This window comes from Streptomyces sp. NBC_00390 (genome assembly GCF_036057275.1).
GTDB lineage: Bacteria > Actinomycetota > Actinomycetes > Streptomycetales > Streptomycetaceae > Streptomyces.
The window spans coordinates 1,190,386-1,207,438 of sequence record NZ_CP107945.1; the positions used below are offsets into that span (position 1 = coordinate 1,190,386).

General features: G+C 68.7%; 13 protein-coding genes. 5 read left to right on the forward strand and 8 right to left on the reverse strand.

Annotated elements, in window-relative coordinates:
- Nucleotides 1–447 precede the first annotated feature (447 nt).
- The 3 genes from OHS70_RS05010 to OHS70_RS05020 form a co-directional block, all read right to left on the reverse strand.
- Nucleotides 448–1,245, reverse strand: a complete 798-nt coding sequence (locus OHS70_RS05010; RefSeq protein WP_328394069.1) for a polysaccharide deacetylase family protein — start codon at nt 1,243–1,245, stop codon at nt 448–450.
- Between the two features lie 1,254 nt (nt 1,246–2,499).
- Nucleotides 2,500–2,991 (reverse strand): hypothetical protein, encoded by a 492-nt coding sequence (locus OHS70_RS05015; RefSeq protein WP_328394071.1) that lies wholly within the window; start codon nt 2,989–2,991, stop codon nt 2,500–2,502.
- Nucleotides 2,992–3,201: 210 nt separating this feature from the next.
- The gene (locus OHS70_RS05020) at nt 3,202–3,636 is read right to left on the reverse strand and encodes a hypothetical protein (RefSeq protein WP_328394073.1); all 435 of its coding nucleotides are present in this window, start codon (nt 3,634–3,636) and stop codon (nt 3,202–3,204) included.
- 413 nt (nt 3,637–4,049) lie between these two features.
- Here OHS70_RS05020 and OHS70_RS05025 point away from each other — a divergent pair, with 413 nt between their 5' ends.
- The gene (locus OHS70_RS05025) at nt 4,050–5,003 is read left to right on the forward strand and encodes a C40 family peptidase (protein WP_328394075.1); all 954 of its coding nucleotides are present in this window, start codon (nt 4,050–4,052) and stop codon (nt 5,001–5,003) included.
- A gap of 212 nt (nt 5,004–5,215) precedes the next feature.
- Here the strand turns inward: OHS70_RS05025 and OHS70_RS05030 are convergent, their stop codons facing one another.
- Entirely contained in the window at nt 5,216–5,812 is a 597-nt protein-coding gene (locus OHS70_RS05030) for a TetR/AcrR family transcriptional regulator (protein WP_328394077.1), read from the reverse strand.
- Nucleotides 5,813–5,978: 166 nt separating this feature from the next.
- Between OHS70_RS05030 and OHS70_RS05035 the strand changes: the two genes are divergently transcribed.
- A complete protein-coding gene (locus OHS70_RS05035) occupies nt 5,979–6,944 on the forward strand; it encodes an alpha/beta hydrolase family protein (protein WP_328394079.1) in 966 nt (321 codons plus the stop codon).
- Nucleotides 6,945–7,351: 407 nt separating this feature from the next.
- Here OHS70_RS05035 and OHS70_RS05040 read toward each other — a convergent pair whose 3' ends face one another.
- Nucleotides 7,352–8,392 carry a hypothetical protein gene (locus OHS70_RS05040; protein WP_328394081.1) on the reverse strand — a complete coding sequence of 347 codons (1,041 nt, stop codon included), beginning with the start codon at nt 8,390–8,392 and terminating at the stop codon, nt 7,352–7,354.
- Between the two features lie 693 nt (nt 8,393–9,085).
- Between OHS70_RS05040 and OHS70_RS05045 the strand changes: the two genes are divergently transcribed.
- Entirely contained in the window at nt 9,086–9,649 is a 564-nt protein-coding gene (locus OHS70_RS05045) for a hypothetical protein (RefSeq protein WP_328394083.1), read from the forward strand.
- Between the two features lie 528 nt (nt 9,650–10,177).
- Here the strand turns inward: OHS70_RS05045 and OHS70_RS05050 are convergent.
- Nucleotides 10,178–10,552 carry a VOC family protein gene (locus OHS70_RS05050; RefSeq protein WP_328394085.1) on the reverse strand — a complete coding sequence of 125 codons (375 nt, stop codon included), beginning with the start codon at nt 10,550–10,552 and terminating at the stop codon, nt 10,178–10,180.
- Between the two features lie 65 nt (nt 10,553–10,617).
- Between OHS70_RS05050 and OHS70_RS05055 the strand changes: the two genes are divergently transcribed.
- Nucleotides 10,618–11,568: a helix-turn-helix transcriptional regulator gene (locus OHS70_RS05055; protein WP_328394087.1), complete on the forward strand. Its 951-nt coding sequence runs from the start codon at nt 10,618–10,620 to the stop codon at nt 11,566–11,568.
- Nucleotides 11,569–12,749: 1,181 nt separating this feature from the next.
- On the opposite strand, the gene fxsT is transcribed toward OHS70_RS05055, so the two are convergent.
- On the reverse strand, nt 12,750–15,128 hold the full coding sequence (fxsT, locus tag OHS70_RS05060) for an FxSxx-COOH system tetratricopeptide repeat protein (RefSeq protein WP_328394089.1): 2,379 nt from the start codon (nt 15,126–15,128) through the stop codon (nt 12,750–12,752).
- Between the two features lie 235 nt (nt 15,129–15,363).
- On the opposite strand from fxsT, the gene OHS70_RS05065 reads away from it, so the two are divergent.
- Entirely contained in the window at nt 15,364–16,308 is a 945-nt protein-coding gene (locus tag OHS70_RS05065) for a recombinase family protein (protein WP_328394091.1), read from the forward strand.
- 230 nt (nt 16,309–16,538) lie between these two features.
- Here OHS70_RS05065 and OHS70_RS05070 read toward each other — a convergent pair whose 3' ends face one another.
- Entirely contained in the window at nt 16,539–17,048 is a 510-nt protein-coding gene (locus OHS70_RS05070; RefSeq protein ID WP_328394093.1) for a hypothetical protein, read from the reverse strand.
- Nucleotides 17,049–17,053: the final 5 nt, after the last annotated feature.

Here is a 17,053-nt window from a genome sequence, read left to right on the forward strand (position 1 = left end):
CGGACGGCATTGGAGACCGCTGTCCACCTCCACTCCCCGAATCCGGCAAGTCCACTCCTCAGCCTCGGGCTGGTCAGCCTCGGGCTGGTCCGGAGCGCACCGGTCACGGGACGGACCTCTCCTCGTTTCGGAAGGCAACACCAGCTGCCCAGCCGACCGGAGTCGTCTCACCCGCGACGTGGTGCTCGGTGTGTGAGCGCGCGACCGCACCGTAGGATTTGCGACGACGCACCCAGGGCGGCGGCGGCTCCGGTCCGCTGACCCGTTCCAGGCCATTCCGTCACCTCACGAAGCGCATTTCGTCGGTTCCCCCCACAAAGACGGGGGTGGGAACACGACCGGGCCCACCCCGGCCGACAGCGGCAGGAGCGGGCCCGGAACGGGGGCGACGGTTTGTTCAGCGCCGGCGGGGCACCGACGGACGGGGTGGTGTCCGACTGGCCGGTCTCATCGCACCGGAAAGCCGAAGCTGTATCCCTGCTGCCGGAGCCACGGCAGGATCTGGCGCAGAGCAGCAACTGTCTGGCTGCGGTCTCCGCCCGCGTCGTGGAACAGAATGGTGGGACCGTTGGAGATCTCGTTCTTCACGGTCTCCACCATCGTGGCTGCCCCCGGTTGCTTGAAGTCTTTGGAGTCCACGTTCCAGCCCAGGGGTCGCATTCCGTGCGAGGCGGCGAGCTGACGGCTGTAGGGAGTGAAGGCGCCGCCCGGAGCACGGTAGTAGAGCGGCTTGACGCCCCCTGAGGCCTCGCTGATCATCTGCGCCGCGTCCAGGATCTCCTGGGACTGGCGGGCACGTGACGCGGTGCCCATCGTCGTGTCGTGGGAGACGGAGTGGTCACACAGCCGGTGTCCGTCCGCGACCACGGCCTTGACCAGGTCGGGATGAGCCTTGGCCTGCGTTCCGACCATGCAGAAGGTCGCCTTGACGCCGTTGTCCTCGAGCACGGCGAGGACTTCAGGTGTCCAGGTCGGGTCCGGACCATCGTCGATCGTGATGTTGACGCCCTTGGCACCCATCTCGGATGCGTGCGCGATGTCCATGCTGACGGTGGGGGCGGGGAGCTGGGGGTCTGGAACGGAGGTCTGGCTCACGATCGGCTTCGGCTTCGAAGGCGCGGCCGACTCGGTCGCGGGAGGGGCGGCTTGGGTCGTCCATGCCGCTGCCAGGGCGGCGACCCCCGCCACGCCGATGGCCGCCGCCATTATGCGACCGTTCATTCCCAGGCTTCGATGCCGCCCCATGTCCGCTCTCCGCTCTCCCCTGCGCCTGACTTGCACCCGGGAGGACGGGAGCGACGACGTGACGGATCCGCTCGTTACCGATCCCGAACATTTCCGTCGACGGGGCCGCCCCTCTCGGCGTCGGCAAGGAGGATCGCCCGCTGTCCCAGCGCTTACCCCGTAACCGGCAGGGCCAAGTACGAGGCGGATGGCCAGAAAGGCAGGTAGACGCAGCGTGTGCGCGGACCGGAGGACCGCCACACGCGCGACACACCCTGGCCCGGTGCCCGCAGACCCCGGGGTGCGGTGACACGTCAACAGGCCCCCTGCCACTTGTGACGCACTCCGTCAGCACTCAACAAACGAAAGAGAGACGAGACACGATCATGGCGTAGAACATCACGCGACGAATGGCCTGCGTCGGCGCGCTGCTCGCGTTGAGCGCATTGATGGGGGCGGCGCCGGAGGGCGCCGTCGCCGCGGCCGGGGCGCCGGACACCGCCTACATGGCCTGGCGCGGAGCCTAGCCTGACAACCACATCTGGTGGTCCACCTTCAACGGCACCTCGTGGTCCGGCCAGAGATCTTTGATGGTGCGGGTTACGTCGGGCCGTGACGGCTGCCGTGGTCCGCGCTATGCCGGGAGAACGAGGTATCCCGATGGCGGTGGATTGACGGCTGAGGAACGGGCTCGGCGTGAGCAAGTCCGGCTCGAGATAGATCGGTCCTTCAGGGTCATTACGGCCGCTTCCGGGCCATTGAGGGTCTAGGTCTCCCGCCATCAGTCGCTGTGGTTGCGGTACTTCGGCGCGGTACGGCACTGACGACCCGTGGAGCTCCGTCTCCGTGGCGCCTGTTCCTCGCCCTGTTCCTGGGCTGACCGCAGGCACCAGCTCCGGCGGTTGCCGTGCAGTCCGCATCGTCGACGTGCCCTGAGAACGGTACGGCGGCGGGCCCGTAAGGACACCTCACCTGGATCTGCGCCCGGGCCGAGGTGGCGGCGGCTTACGGGGCGGTCGGCAGGGTTCGCATCAGGAGTAGCGCGATGTCGTCGGTGTAGCTGCCTGGTGGGGAGGGCGGCGTGGATGAGGCAGTCGGTGAGTTCGCACCGACCCCATACTGGCTGCGCAGTTCATTTCGCCTCCTGGACCGTGAACGAGCCTGGCTCCCGGTGGGCGAGACTCACCGGGAGCCAGGCAGCGGCTGTGGCACCGAAGGGTGCGGGCTCGCCCTTGGTGAAAGGGCGAGCCCGCAGGAGTGTGCCGTGCGTCAGCGTCAGCAGCCCTTGGCCCCGCCGGGGCTGTCCTTTTCATCGACCTCGATGGGGTAACCGAGGAAGCGTACGTCGTACAGGACCGCGTCGGCTGTGTAGGTCGTTCGAGGACTGACTTCGTTGCAGGCGATGGATGTCGTCAGGGACTTGGTGCCCTTCCAGTTGTTCAGCTGCACCCTGCCGTGGGCGATGTGGGTGCTGCCGATCCATGTGGGGCGGCGCAGATAGACGTTCAAGACGATGGTGTGCTTCGTCTTGCAGGTGACGGTGGCGCGCGCGTAGAGCCGCCCGTTCTGTACGAAGGGCCGTTCCACATTGAAGGGGCAGTCGCCCTTGGTGCCGGCCGCGCTCTTCTTCTGTGCCGCGGTGCTGGGGCGGGATTCGCTGGCGGCGTTTGCCACGGTGGTCCGCTGGGCCGAGCTGCTGTCCGTGCCGTTGAATGCGGTCACTCCGGTGGCCACGCCAAGCGTGCTGGTGAGGGCCGCGGCGATCACTAACGGACGGGAGACACGGGGTCGTGTGAGATGCATGCTGATGTGCCTTTCAGTTCATGGATGAGTGGCGCGAGCCGAGATGTGCCGGTGGCGGCTCGGGCTGCTGTCACGCCGTGCCGGTGAAGGCGTGTCCCCGCCCCGTGGCGACAGGTCGGGGGTGACGGCCTCGGGGGTCCCTCGCAGCGGCGGGGACCCCGGTTGCCGCCTGGCTCAGTGCTGCAGGGCGTAGATCGACTTCGCCTTGATGCGCCACTGGTCGCCCCAGGTCGTGCAGAGCGTGGTGCGGCGGTCCAGGGACTTGTAGTACTTGGTTCCGTTGGCCTGGATCTTCCAGCCCCGATGAGCGATGAAGCCACCGGTCGACTTCTTGTACAGGGCGCCGTTGCCGCCGACGGTGTAGCCGGGCAGGTAGTAGTGCTTGCCGCCCGGGGTCACGAGGTAGGGGCACGTGTCCCAGACCTCGAACCTTCCGATGATCTTGGACTGCTTCTGCGAGTGCTCCGCCGCCGCGACAGCGACCGTGTCGGTTGCCCTTTCGGTGGTGTAGACACCTGTGGCAGCGGCGGTGACGCCGCCGGCCAGCAGGCCCGCGGCAGCAACGGCCACCGCCAGCGACCGGGTTGATCGTGATCGTGCGATACGCATGCTGAATCTCCTTGAGCTGAGAGACGGGTGGATCGAGCCGAGCTTGTTCCCGTGGGCCTCGGCTGCGGTTGCGCCTGCCTGCGGTCGTCGACACCAGTGGGCGGCAGGGCCGGCCCGGCAGCGCGTGACGGCGCCTTCGACTGGGGCGCCGCCCGGCGGTGCGGGGCGGTGGAAGAAGCGTTGCCCGGCCAACCAGGACTAGGCAACGGATCACGGCGGACGGGACAGTCCGGAGTTGTCTGTGCTGGTCAGCCCTGGTGTCCTGGGCAGGTTTCGCTGCTCACGCCGAGCGGTTTGGTGGCGGCGGACGCACCCGGACTGTCCCGGACTCAGGAAGATCTGGCGGGACACCTTCACGCCGGATGAGCCTCCTGTGAGGGCCGCGAACTCCGCGGCCTCTGAAGGAGGTTGTGATGGCTCAGCAGACGTTGACCCTGCCCGGCAGGCAGGCACCGAGGCGGGCAGGGGCCCCGGTTTCCCACAGGCGCCCCCGCACCCGTACCCCGCGCAGGAGCGGCGAGCGGGAGGTGTGGTGGGCCCTTCCGTTCATGATGGTGCTGTTCGCGCTGTTCGTGCTGCTCGGTGCAGGCTTGATCGTGAACGAACCGAACGGGTCATCGTCGGCGTCGCGGCCGCCGGCGAGTCTCGTGCCCCAGCACCCCGCCGCCCCCGAGCCGCCTCAGACGCGGCCCACTCTCCCGTCGCAGCGGGTGCAGAAGCCTGCCGAGCCGGCTGAGCCGCGCCCCGGCCGGGATGCCGCCAGGCCGACGGGAGTGAAGAAGGTCCTGCTGCGGCCCGGTGACACCCTCTACTCCCTCGCCCACGAGCACGACACGACCGTCAAAGCCCTCCAGAAGCTGAACAACCTGGGCACCTCGACCCTGATCTACGCCTGCGACACCCTGCGCGTACCCTCCACGCCCAGCCCCACCGGCCACGAGCCGAGGGCCGATTCACACCACCGGCCCGCGCCGGCACCGAAGGACACGGACACCCTTAGCAAGAAGAGGCCTGCGAAGGGCGGCGCCGCAGCGGTCGCCTTCGCCAAGGCCCAGGTCGGCAAGCCCTACATCTGGGGCGGCACCGGGCCCCGCGGATACGACTGCTCAGGACTCGTGATGCGCGCGTGGCAGAAGGCCGGGGTGCACCTGCCGCGCACCACTTGGGGCCAGGTCGACGCCGGCAAGGCCACCACCCGCGCCAAGCTCCTCCCCAGCGACCTGGTCATCAGCAACGGCGGCGGCCACGTCGCCCTCTACATCGGTAACGGCAAGGTCGTCCACGCACCCCGCACCGGCAGCACCGTCACGATCGCCCCGCTACCGCCCGCCTCACAGGTCGTCGCCTACCGCCACATCACCACATGAGGCCGGCTGGCTTTGTTCATTCACGAGTTACGACAGTGGATGTTCACGACGTTGAGCAGCGTCCTGATGATGCCGTGTTCGATGTTTATGAGAAATCACAGCACCAGCTCAGAGGCACTTGTTGCTTGCCGGTGTCACCCGCTGCTGAGAGGCGGGCGCTCAGATTGCGTGGAAGTCGCGGAGGGACCAGGTTGCGGTGTCGCTCGTCGACATCAGGACGCGTGAGGTTGCCGGAGTCCCTGGAGCAGGAGGGCGATGAGGCGCCGGGGGTCGTAGCGGGGGTCGTTGTCGCGTCCGATGCAGAGGTTGCCGATGCCGCGCATCAGCTCGTAGGGCTGCGTGCCGGGCTTGATGTCACCGCTGTTGACGGCTGCGTCGAGCAGTTGGGCGCAGACGGGCAGCAGGCGGTCGAGGAAGTAGGTGTGCAGCGTGGCGAAGCGGTCGCTGTCGGACTGCAGGGCGTCGGCGAGTCCGTGCTTGGTAACCAGGAAGTCGACGAAGAGGTCGATCCACTGGCGCAGTGCGTCGAGCGGGGAGTCGGCGCTGGCCAGCAGGTCCGGGCCGGCTTCGGCGCATGCCTCGATCTGGTGGCGGTAGACCGCGGTGACGAGATCTGCCCGGGTCGGGAAGTGGCGGTAGATCGTGGCCATTCCGACGCCCGCCCGGGCCGCGATCTGTCGGATCGGTGCGTCGACGCCGGAGGCGACGAACACCTCGGCGGCAGCCGTGAGCACCGTCTGCCGGTTGCGCTGGGCGTCGGCCCGCTCGCTTCTGGCCGGCGCCTTCCCCGTGGGGCTCTCGGCGGGCATCACGTTCTCCTTCGACACCGCTTGACAAAACGGAGCGCTGCTCCGGACAGTAAATGGAGCGACGTTCCGTTTCAGCTTAGCCGAAACGGCCGCGCCTGACCGCCTTGTCCGTCGCCGGTCGCACAAAACCGCGGACGGCAGGTGCCACCGAAAGGGAACCCACATCGTGAGCACATCCACCGCCACCACCGCCGACGCCTTGGGCGCGCCCGTCCCGGTCCTGTCCTTCAGTCCGGTGGTGCTGTCCGTACCGGGACGTCCCGTGGACCTCCAGGTACGTGTCTCCGCACCCGCGACCGGAACCGGCCTCCCCGTCATCCTCCTCTCCCACGGCCACGGCCCCTCGAACAACCTCTCCTCGCTGAACGGCTACGCGCCGCTCGCCAACGTCTGGGCGGCCCACGGATTCGTCGTCGTCCAGCCCACCCACCTCACCTCCAGGACACTGAGCCACCTGGTCGCCGACGCCCCCGGCGCACCCGACTTCTGGCGCTCCCGCGCCGAGGACATGCCCCACATCCTCGACCGGCTCGACGTGATCGAGAACGCCGTGCCGCAGCTCGCCGGACGGATCGACCCCACCAAGGTCGCCCTCGCCGGACACTCGCTCGGCGGCTTCACCGCCGCCCTCCTGCTGGGCGCCGGACTCACCGACCCCGACACCGGGAACGTGGTGCACCTCGTCGAGCCCCGGATCAAGGCGGGCGTACTGCTCGCCGCGCCCGGCAGGGGCGGCGACGTCCTCAACGGGCCCATGGCCGAGCAGTGGCCGATCATCGGGGCCGTCGACTTCTCCACCATGACCACACCCGCCCTGGTCGTCGCCGGCGACAAGGACGACCCCCGGCACTTCACGGACATGGGGCCGGACTGGCACGCCGACCCCTACACCCTCGCCCCCGGCCCCAAGACCCTGCTCACCCTGTTCGAAGCGGAGCACGGACTCGGCGGGATCGCCGGATACGACGCCGCCGAGACCACCGACGAGAACCCCGAGCGGGTCGCCGCCCTCGCCCGGCTCACCGCGGCCTACCTCCGCACCCAGCTCCACCCCGGCGACAACGCCTGGCAGACCGCGCGCGAGACGCTGACGACCGGTCCCGACCCCGTCGGACGAGTCGAAGCCAAGTAACCCAGCCCCGGGCGACGTCCCGCATCGGACAGCCCGCGTCGTCGTCGTTCAGCTCGCCGCGTCTGGGCCGCGCAGGGGCCGCAGCCCCTCGCGCGGCCCGAACGTGGTGAAATGCCCGGGCCCGGGAGTCGCGAGGAACGGGGCGGCGCAGCAAAGCCCCCCTGCCGCGCGAGGCTGAAGGGGTGCAAGGGGTCAGTCAGCGGGCTGGAACTCGACGACGGTGTCTGGGCAGCCGACCGCCACGGTGTGTAGCGCCTCGGAACCCAGGACCCTCAGCCGTAGTCAGCTGCCGCGGCGCTGCCCAGACTCCTGCACTGTTCGGATCGCAGCCGACTGCGGACACTGCTCAAGCCGGCGAACAACTGCTGCTGGTACTCGTGAACAGAGCCGGCCGGACGACGCCCGGATCACAAACAGTCGTTGGTGACGTCCCAGCAGGTCTCCTCCGGGAAGGGATCACCACCACCGCCCGGGGGCGGTGTGCTCGTCGAGGACGGCGGTTCATACGGGGCCGGCGGCGGCTCATAAGGCTCCGGCTCCGGGGTCCACGAACTCCGCTCCGGCTCCGGGTCCCTGGGGACGGTCGTCTTCTTGGACGGAACCGAAGGCGAGACCTCCCGCGTTCCGCCCGGCGCCGGCTTGTCCTTGACAGGCTTGGTGACAGCGGCGCTGGAAGCCGCACCATCCCCGGGAGGGCGCGGCGTGCTCGACGGGGAGTCCGTGGCTGCCGGAGCGCCCGACCGGCCCACTTGCGGCTCGTCCTGGTCGCCGCCCGAACGCAGAATCCCGGTGGCCGAAGCGGTAAGAAGCACGATCGCGACAGCGGCCGTAATGACCACGCCCGGTCGCCGAAGAACACGCAGGGCCGCCCTCGGCCCCGCCCGGACAGGGTTCATTGCCGGCAGCGCAACGGAGGATCCCTCCTGCACCAAGTCCGCGGCCGGGGAAACCGCGTCGGCGTCAGCCACAGGCTCCGCGACCCTCGATCCCTCAACCCCGAGCGGATGCGGCGCGCCCGCCACAGCCTCCGTACGAGCAGCAGGCGTCTCGGATTCGACCGCCTCTCCCGAAGCGTCCGCATCGGCAACCTCGCCGTGGTGGTCGGCACCGTCCGGGGTGACTTCCTCCGAGCCGCTGCGCGGGTCCGGGTCTCCCTGCAGGCTCTGTGCGGCAGACGGTTCTTCCGCAGCGGGCATGAGGGCAGAGGAGTGCTGCTCGAGCTCGACAGCCAGACGCTTGCGGACTTTAACCCAGTCCTCGACCGTGGCCTCGTCACCGCCGCAGGCCCGGACAAAGGCAGCGAGCAACTCCTCCCGAGGCAGCTCCTGCCTGCTCAGCGCGCCGGAGAGCGTGGCACGCGGCAGCACGTCCCCCACCGCCCCGGCCCGGCGTTCCAACTCGCGATAGCTCACGTCCGCCCACTGGCGTAACTGACGCATCACCGCCACGAATTGCGCAGATTCCTCGGCGTCATGCGGCCGCGGCATCCCCCCGTCCACCCCTGTCCCCCGTATCCATTGTCAGAACTCAGTGATCCTCAGGCAGCTTAGGACACGACAAGGCCTTCACCCGGCCGGTTCTCTCGAACGCCAACCGGGCGAAGCGGTGTCGGACTCTTGCCCCGCATGGAAGGGTGTTCCGTCCTGGCCGGGGTGTTTGGTTCGGGCGTCAGGTGTCGCGCCAGTTCGGCGTGGATCAGCCGGTCGGTACCTGCCGCTTCGACAACGTCCTCGCTCACCGCCCGTAGGCGTCCGTGTACGGCAGGGCGGCACCCTGTACAGCGGCTGGCCTGAGAAAAGCCGCTGCCGAGCTGCCGTAAGAAGTCCGGGATCCCCTGCCCCACCGACGTCGGGTCGATGAGAACGCCCAGCGCCAGGACCCGGGATCCGCCTTCTGCGCATGACACCGGCGCTGCGAGGCCGCGCCGTGAGCGACGTCGAACTCGTAGAAGCCGCTGCCAGTGGCTCCCTGCCTTGGTCGCTTCGGCTCCCGCCTTCGTGAGTGCTCCAGAACTCTCCTGGGTACGGCTACTCATGCGTCGCGCAATGCTGACGCCTACCGTCACATGCATGTTCAAGAGCCTTGTATCCAGAGCCGGGGCCTCCCGGCGGTCCGTCCTGTATGCCGTCACAGGGCTCGTGATGATGGCGCTGCTCGTCGCTGCCGTGGTGGCGGGGAACGTCGTGTGGAACGGCGCGCCGTATCCTTCGGCCGACCCCGACGCGGTCGCGCAACGGCTCAAGGCCCGGTCCGACGAGGTGTACGACGGCTTCGCGCTGCCCGAAAAGTACGCCGCGGACCCGGGCAGGGTCGATACCGGTGCCTGTTACCACCGCGGGCTGAGGAGCATCGCCCACATTGACGAGGCACGAAGCGACGTCCGCAGCTTCGGTCTCGATTGGAGCGTGCCCGACGTCCCCGAAGCAACCGCCCGAGACGCGCAGCGACGCGTGCGCCGACAGCTGGTGCAGAAGGGTTGGAAACTCACCCACGAAGGCGACCGTGCAGGCGCAGCCTTCCGCCAACTGGGCTTCCGATTCGAAAACCCGGAAGGCGGCGACCAGGTCGACGTACGGTGGAACAACTCGACCACGACTCTGTTCATCAGCGTCTACGCCCCCTGTGCGCAGGTTCCCGACGAGTTCGTGGAGGACGACTGGTCTGAAGCGGACTGGCACCCGAAAGAGCAATCCGCTGGGCGTTGAAGGACCCCTTCCCGCTCCTGAGGACTCGTCACGCGGCTGGATTCGTTGGCCGAGCAGCTGACTTCATTGTCCAGGGACACGGATCGCCGGGCTCACCACGGATGAAGGCGCGGATAACCTCGGCAACCTGAGAGGCGCCGGCCTCGGAGGCCGGAGCGACGATGGACATGACCGACGCCCCCGTCCTGGTCGAAAGCGAAGTCCCAGCCGCCGTTGCCGTAGATGCGCACCTCGACGTCGACGTCGCCGTGGAAGCCGCCGCGCGGGGTGTCGGGGCCGCGATCTCAGGTTGCCCGTACGTCCTTGCGGATGCCGTCCACCTCCGTGGCGAAGGAGTCAAGGTCCACGTCTTCGGGCTTGACGTTGGAGCGGAGAACCTGGCTCACCGGCGCGACGGTGGATGCGTCCGCCCAGGTGCACGCCGCCTCCACCGCGTCGACGTCCTTGACGGGTTCCTCACCGGAACCGGACTCTCCCTCGGCCTTCCGCCACCAGCACGCTGAGAGCCGAAGGCGGTGCGGGACGGGCTCAGATTCCGTGCGTCGACAGGCAGAAGGGATGACCCGCCGGGTCCAGGAGCACCCGCCATACGTCGGGCCGCGGCTGGAAGGAAGGCAGGACGGCACCCAGGGCGAGCATTCGCTCCTGCGCGGCGTCCAGATCGTCGACGCCCAGTTCGAGGTGGGCCTGCTTGCTGTGAGCGGGATCAGGCCAGGCCGGAGGCTGGAAGCCGGCCTGGCGGACGAAGCCGAGCCCCGGGGCTCCCTCCCGCCCCAGCAGGACGAAGTCGTCACTGCGGTACAGCACGGGCAGGTCCAGGGCATCGCCGTAGAAGCGGGCCAGATCAGCTGGGTCAGGACAGTCGAAGTCGAAGGAAAGCAGACGGATCTCGGGGGTGCTCATGGGACCGGACCGTAGGCCACGACCCTGACAGGACGTGTCCTGGTCATACGGAACACTGGCGAACTGTGATCAGGACCTCCTCCCGTCTGCTGCGCTTGGTGTCGCTGCTGTCCGCGCGCCCCGAATGGACCTGCCGTGAACTGGCCGAACGCATGGCGGTCACCGACCGCACAGTCCGCCGGGACATCGCCCGGCTGCGGGACCTGGGCTACGGAGTCGAATCCGCGCCCGGCCCCTGGGGCGGCTACCGGCTCAGCCCCGGAGCCCGGATGCCGCCGCTGGTACTGGACGACGAGGAGGCCCTGGCCGTCGCCGTCGCCCTGCGCGAAGCCGCGCTCAGCGGAGTCCTCGGCACCGGGCAAGCCGCCCTCTCCGCGCTGCTCAAGCTCCGCCAGAGCCTGCCCACACACCTCGCGGACCAGCTGAACACACTGGACGGCACACTCGAACACACCCCCCGCTCCGGCGAACCGCAGATCGACACGCTTCTGCTGCTGGAACTGGCGCGAGCCTGCCACAGCGCACTGCGCACCACCCTCTCCTACCGGGACCACACCGGCCGGGCCTCCGTGCGAGCCGTCGACCCATACCGCCTGGTCCACACCGGCCTGCGCTGGTACCTGGTCGCCCGGGACGTCACCAAACAGGAATGGCGCACATTCCGCGCCGACCGGGTGGTGAGCGTACGCCCCACCACCGAACCAGCCGACCTGACCGATCCGCCCGACGCCGCAGCACTGGTCTCCCGGGGAATCGCGAGCGTCGTCTACCCCGTATACACGACGATCCGCCTTCCGCTCCCCCTCGACCGCGCCCTGCAAAAAGTCCCACCCACCATCGGCACACACAACCCTGACGGCCCCGAAGCCACCGTGGTCGAGATCGGCGGCAACAGCACCGACCGCCTCGCCGCCTACCTCCTCAGCCTGGCCACACCGCTCACAGTGCTGTCCCCAGACGAGGTACGCCAGGCACTCATCCGCCACGCCCACGCTCTCCTGACAGCCAATCGCTGACAGCGACGAACATCAAGGCGAAGAGACGGAGGGACTTCACCGCTCCTCACCTTGAAACGGTGCAGTCAGTAGCAGGGCGGTTCGACAAGGGCTCGGCGTCTTCCGAGGAAGGGCAGCTCGGCGCCAGTTCAGCGCCCGCAGCACCGCGTTGATCACGCGTCTGATACCGACCATCCCAGCACGGGAGCAGCATCCCAGCACCAGAGGGCTCACACCCTCCTGGGCACCCCTACGCAACCTTGCGTGCAGGCACCCGGTTTCCTCCCGTCGAGACCGTCCAGGCAGCAGCCTGGAGTCGCCGCGCCCACGGCTGGGCGGCGGCGAAGCTGCGGCTGGGTTTCTCTCTGACCGGTGGCGGAAAATCACCCCGCGGGGCTTGCCTCTAGCCGTTCAAATGGTGCGGGCCACGGGGCGGTGAAACAGGGCCCGAGCTCGGCGTTCCATCCGTGCCCCGAGACCGGAAGCGGCTAGCTGGGAGGACCGCAACCGTAAGGTCGAGGCCCTCGCATCCGTATCGTTATAGCGAGACAGCGAGTGTCCGAGGGGCGATTCGACCACTAACGATACGGTCGTGATCGCCCAAGGACGTCTCGGGCTGCAAGACCCTCCGGGTGGTCCCACCGTCTCCTTGTGAGAACTGGCTCCTGCCCATCACGACACGGCCAGTCTTCAGGAACCCATCAATCGAGTTGCGCCGTCCTACCCACACCCGCCCGCTGCACTACCGTTCCCGGCACGCACGATACTCGCTGATCGAGCCGTGCAGAGATGCCGCGCGACCCGGTGCGCCGCGGTCAGACAGCTCCTCAAGAGCGACTCTGCGGACGGTGCCGCGCACGCCGGTGGGGTCGTCCCCGGAGACGACCATACGGAGGAACATCTCCCGCGCGGAGTCCTGTTCCGCGGTGCTCAGACCGATGAAAGCGTAGTCGCCGTGGGGCAGCAGCGGCCGGTCAGGCCCGCTGGCGGACGTAACAGCCAGGCCTCTCGCGTGCTCTCCGTCACGACCCGCTTCCCGTCCTGTTTCACCTCCTGTCCGGAGGGTCGACCGGGCGGGACGTCAGCGCGCTGCTGTGCGCGGACGGGCGGCGGGGGCACGGCGCGCTCCACGCCTGGGACCGCGGCTGCCGACGGGCGGCGTGTGCTCGCCGTCGACGTGTCGAACAGGCTAGCCGGGCGGGTCACGGGGTGGGTGGTGTTCTGCGGTGCGGCCGTGGTGGCCGGCGCAGTCGGCGTGGGCTGCTGGTGCGCGAGGCGGCCACGATCCGCTCCAGCCCACGGCGGCTGTCCAGAGTGTGGGGATGGTCGGCACCCAGGACGCGAGTGAAGTCGTCGAGGTTCTGCCGATGCAGGTCTTCCGCCTCCCGGTACTCGCCCCGCCTGAACAGGGCGCTGGCGAGGTTGTAGCGGGTGATCAGGGTGTCGGGATGGTCGGGTCCCAGGACGCGGATGCGGTCTTGCAGGTTCTGCCGATGCAGCTGTTCCGCACCCTGATACTCACCCAGGAAGTGCAAGGCCATGGCGATTCCGTTGCGACTCGTCAGAGTGTCGGGATGGTCGGGTCCCAGGACGCGGATGCGGTCTTGCAGGTTCTGCCGATGCAGGTCTTCTGCCTCCCGGTACATACGCACGACCCATAGGGCGGTGGCAAGGTTGTTCCGGCTTCGCAGAGTGTCGGGGTGGTCGGGCCCCAGGACGCGGATGCGGTCCTGAAGAGTCTGTCGGTGCAACCGTTCCGCCTCCCGGTACTCACCCAATTCGTGCATGGTGTTGGCAAGGTTGTTCCGGCTTCGCAGGGTCTCGGGGTGGTCGGGTCCCAGGACGCGGATGCGGTCCTGAAGAGTCTGTCGGTGCAACTCTTCCGCCTCCCGGTACTCACCCAAGAGATACAAGGCGGTGGCGACGCCATTACGGCTCGTCAAGGTGTCCAGGTGATCGGAGCCGAGGACGCGGGCACGATCCTCGAGATTCCGGCGGTACAGGCGCTCGGCCTCTCGGTGTTCACCCAAGAGGTACAGCGCAGTTGCCACTCCGTTGCGACTTGTCAGGGTGTCGGGGTGGTCGGGCCCCAGGGCGCGCATGTCTGCCTGCAGGGCTCGTTGAGCCACCACCAGTTGCAGGGCATGTGCGCCGGCTTCTCTGAGTACACGGCCCAGGACCTGAAGCACGTGCCGAGAGGAAACAAAGGGCTGAGTGATAGCGGGGCCATGCAGGTACACCAAGTGCGGGGCGAGGAGGGCAGCGGTGGGCCAGCCCGGACGTCCGATTTGGCCGATCTCGTCCACATTGATGCTCAGGCGTTCGGCGATGGCCTGATACCAGGAGGTGAGGTCGGCCGTGTCGGTGGCCAAGGCGAGAGCGCTGATCTCCCGAATCAGCGGGTGCAGGGCTACCTGGGCGATGGTGTCGTCACCGGGCGCGCCCGGGGTGGCGCTGTTGGGTGTGGGGGTGTCAAGGAGGCCGTAGCGGTGCAGGCCGGCAAAGGCTGCTTCCAGCATGACGGCGGTGACCGGCTGCCCGGTGACCGTGGCCAGCAAGCCGGGAGTGATCAGGGTGAGCGGAATGGGCGCGGACGCCAAGAGGGCCAGGAGGCGCAGCAGAGGCCGCGCCAGGGGGATGCCGTCGCGGGCGAGCTGATCCAGAGACAGCTCCCAGGTGTGCCTGACCACTCTCCGGGCGGTGTCCGGATCACGGGCGTGTGGGTGCTCCGCTCCCAACAGGTCGGGCATCTCCGCTGCCAAGGCCTGCTGGTAGGCGCGAAGGGTGCGGTAGCGGCTGGTAGGCGTAGCCAGGTAGGCACCCGCGGCACGTAGCGCCAGCGGCAGACCGCCCAGCCGGTCCGCCAACTCCTCCGCCTCCGCAACGCTGCCTGCTTGGGGAGCGGCATCCAGCAATACCTGCCCGGCGGGCGCTGGCGTCAAGGGGGCCAGCGGCACTATGTGTGCGCACGCTCCCCACGTCTGCGCGCCGGCGTCGCGGCTGGTGATCAGCAGCAGGCCGCCGCCGTCCGGGCGGATCCAGCCTCGATAGTCGGCGATCCGCTCGCCGTCCGGGCCGATCGCCTCCGGCTCGTCGGCGTTGTCCACCACAACCAGCCACCGGCGCGCCTGGGCCAGTTGCCGCCAGACGACATCGGGAAGATTCGCTTGCCCGGCCCGCGCCGCCTGCAACTCCTCATCGCCCAGCCCGCATGCCACCGCCACCTGCGTCAGCTGCTGCGCAAGCTGGGTGGTGCCGCGCCAGCGGATCCAGAACACCGCACAACCGACCTGCTCCGCCTGGGCGGCGAGCTGAGCGGCGACAGTGGTCTTGCCCATGCCTCCGGTTGCGCACAGCACCGCCAACCGCCCCTGCGGCCGCTCCAGCAGCCGCTCAAGCTCTGCCAGTTCCCTCTCGCGGCCACGGACCTGCCCGGGATGCGGCGGGCGCAGTGAGCTGTGCCCGGCCTCGGCCAGTCGGCGCACCGCAGTCCTGACCCCGCTGCCGACATCCAGGCGCCGCCCCCACAGCAAGAGCCCCACACAACCGACAGCCAGCATGACGAACAGCGGCCAGATCATCCACGGATTCCGTGCCCACCCAGGCACCGACTCACTCGCATAGTTCGTCACCAGCCCGAGTAAGAACGTCAGCACCGCGCCCGCACCGGACACCGCCGACCCCGCCCACGCCCCCCGCCTACGCCGCACTTGCCCTCCCGACCGGTCGTCCTCCACTTCAGCATGGCGGATCTGCCCGATCATCAGGCGGACCAGAGGAAGTTGCCTGCGATGTGAAGCCCGGCCAGGTAGATGGATGCGGTCCTCTCGCAACGGGGCACGAGGCCGCGCCTGCTTCAAGCGGTTGATGCACTTCCACGTCCCTCTGTGGGTCCCGGAGGTCGGCGGCCCGATCGACCCGGACAACGAGGCCCACGACCTCGTCATGTCCGTCTTCGGCGGCATGAGCAAAGGAGAACGCAACCGCATCAAGATCCGGGTGCGGACCGCGATGGGCTCCCAGGCCAAGCTCCAGGGCCGCTACCTCGGCGGACGACCGCCCTACGGCTACCGCATCGCCGACGCCGGACCCCACCCCAACCCTTCCAAGGCTGCCGCCGGCCGGCGCATCCACAAACTCGAACCCGACCCCGCCGCCGTACCCGTCGTCCAGCGGATCTTCCGCCAGTACGTCGACGGCCTGAGCGACAAAGCCATCGCCGCCCAACTCACCCGCGACGGCGTCCCCTGCCCCTCCGCCCACGACGCCGCCCGCAACCCGCACCGCAAGAAGACCGCATGGCAGCCCGGTGCGGTCAGGGCGATCCTCATCAAACCCCGCTACACCGGCTACGAAGTCTGGAACAAACAACGCAAGGAAGAACACCTCTACGACGTCGACGATGTCACCCTCGGCCACCGCACCCGCATGACGCACAACCCCTGCGATCAGTGGGTCCGGTCCAATGAACCCGCGCACGACGCGATCATCACGACAGAACTCTTCGAGGCCGTACAGACAACCCGCAGGCAGCGCGCCCGCGCGCACCAGCGGCAGGAACGCCCGGGCCGGGAACGCGGGCAGCGGGTCTACGCCCTGCGGGGGCGGGTGCGGTGCGCGCTGTGTCGCTGCGGTCGTGGTCACGGGCCTCCTCGTCACTGCAGGAGGGACGGTGGCGGCATACGCCGACCCGGACGACCCCGACCACGTGCCGGCGTAATCAAGCCATCGCTTGAGGCGTCCAGTGATACCGGTGGGTGACTGAGCCGAGCACCATGCCGGCACAGCCACCCACCCCGCACACCACCAGCCGGACAGGCAGCAGTACGTCGTCGGCCTCCTTGGACCGGGCACCCGAAGGCCGCGAGGCCTTCGGGGGCTCCTGCGTTCCCACCCACGCGAATCATGGTGACGGTGACGAAGCCGCCAATTCAGTACACCAACAGTAGTTCGATGCTCGACTGCCTCGCCAAGGAACCAACTGCGCCCGGTCAGGGGCGGACGACCGTCAGGCCTACCGCATCCGCGGCCCAGCCCGCCGCCACCGCGCAGAGCACCGGAAGCACCAGCAAGGCCACACCCATCGCCGACGGAAACCTCCCTCGCTCGCGCACCACTTCACGCGGCGCGAACGCCTTGCCCGTCGCGGCCTTCGTGTGCGTCGTCGACACCGGAGTGGTGACGCTCAGAGCCACCAAGGCCACCTCACGCCAGCGCAGCCGTTCGTCCCCGTGCACCGGGAGGGTCCACGACGACACCCAGCCCCGGAACGGCAGCAGCGCCAGGGCGAGACCGCACAGGAAGCCGGCACACGCTGCGAGCGTGCCGGGCCAGGGCTCTTGCGCCACGTACCGAATGAGAAGCGCCACCACGACGATCGCCGGAACCGGGATCAGCAGCGGTATCGGCCACTCACGTCGGTCCGGGAGCCAGCGCAACAGCAGGCAGGAGAGCACGATCTCGGGGATCAGGACAGCAACGACCCACAAAGTCAGGGGCATGGGAC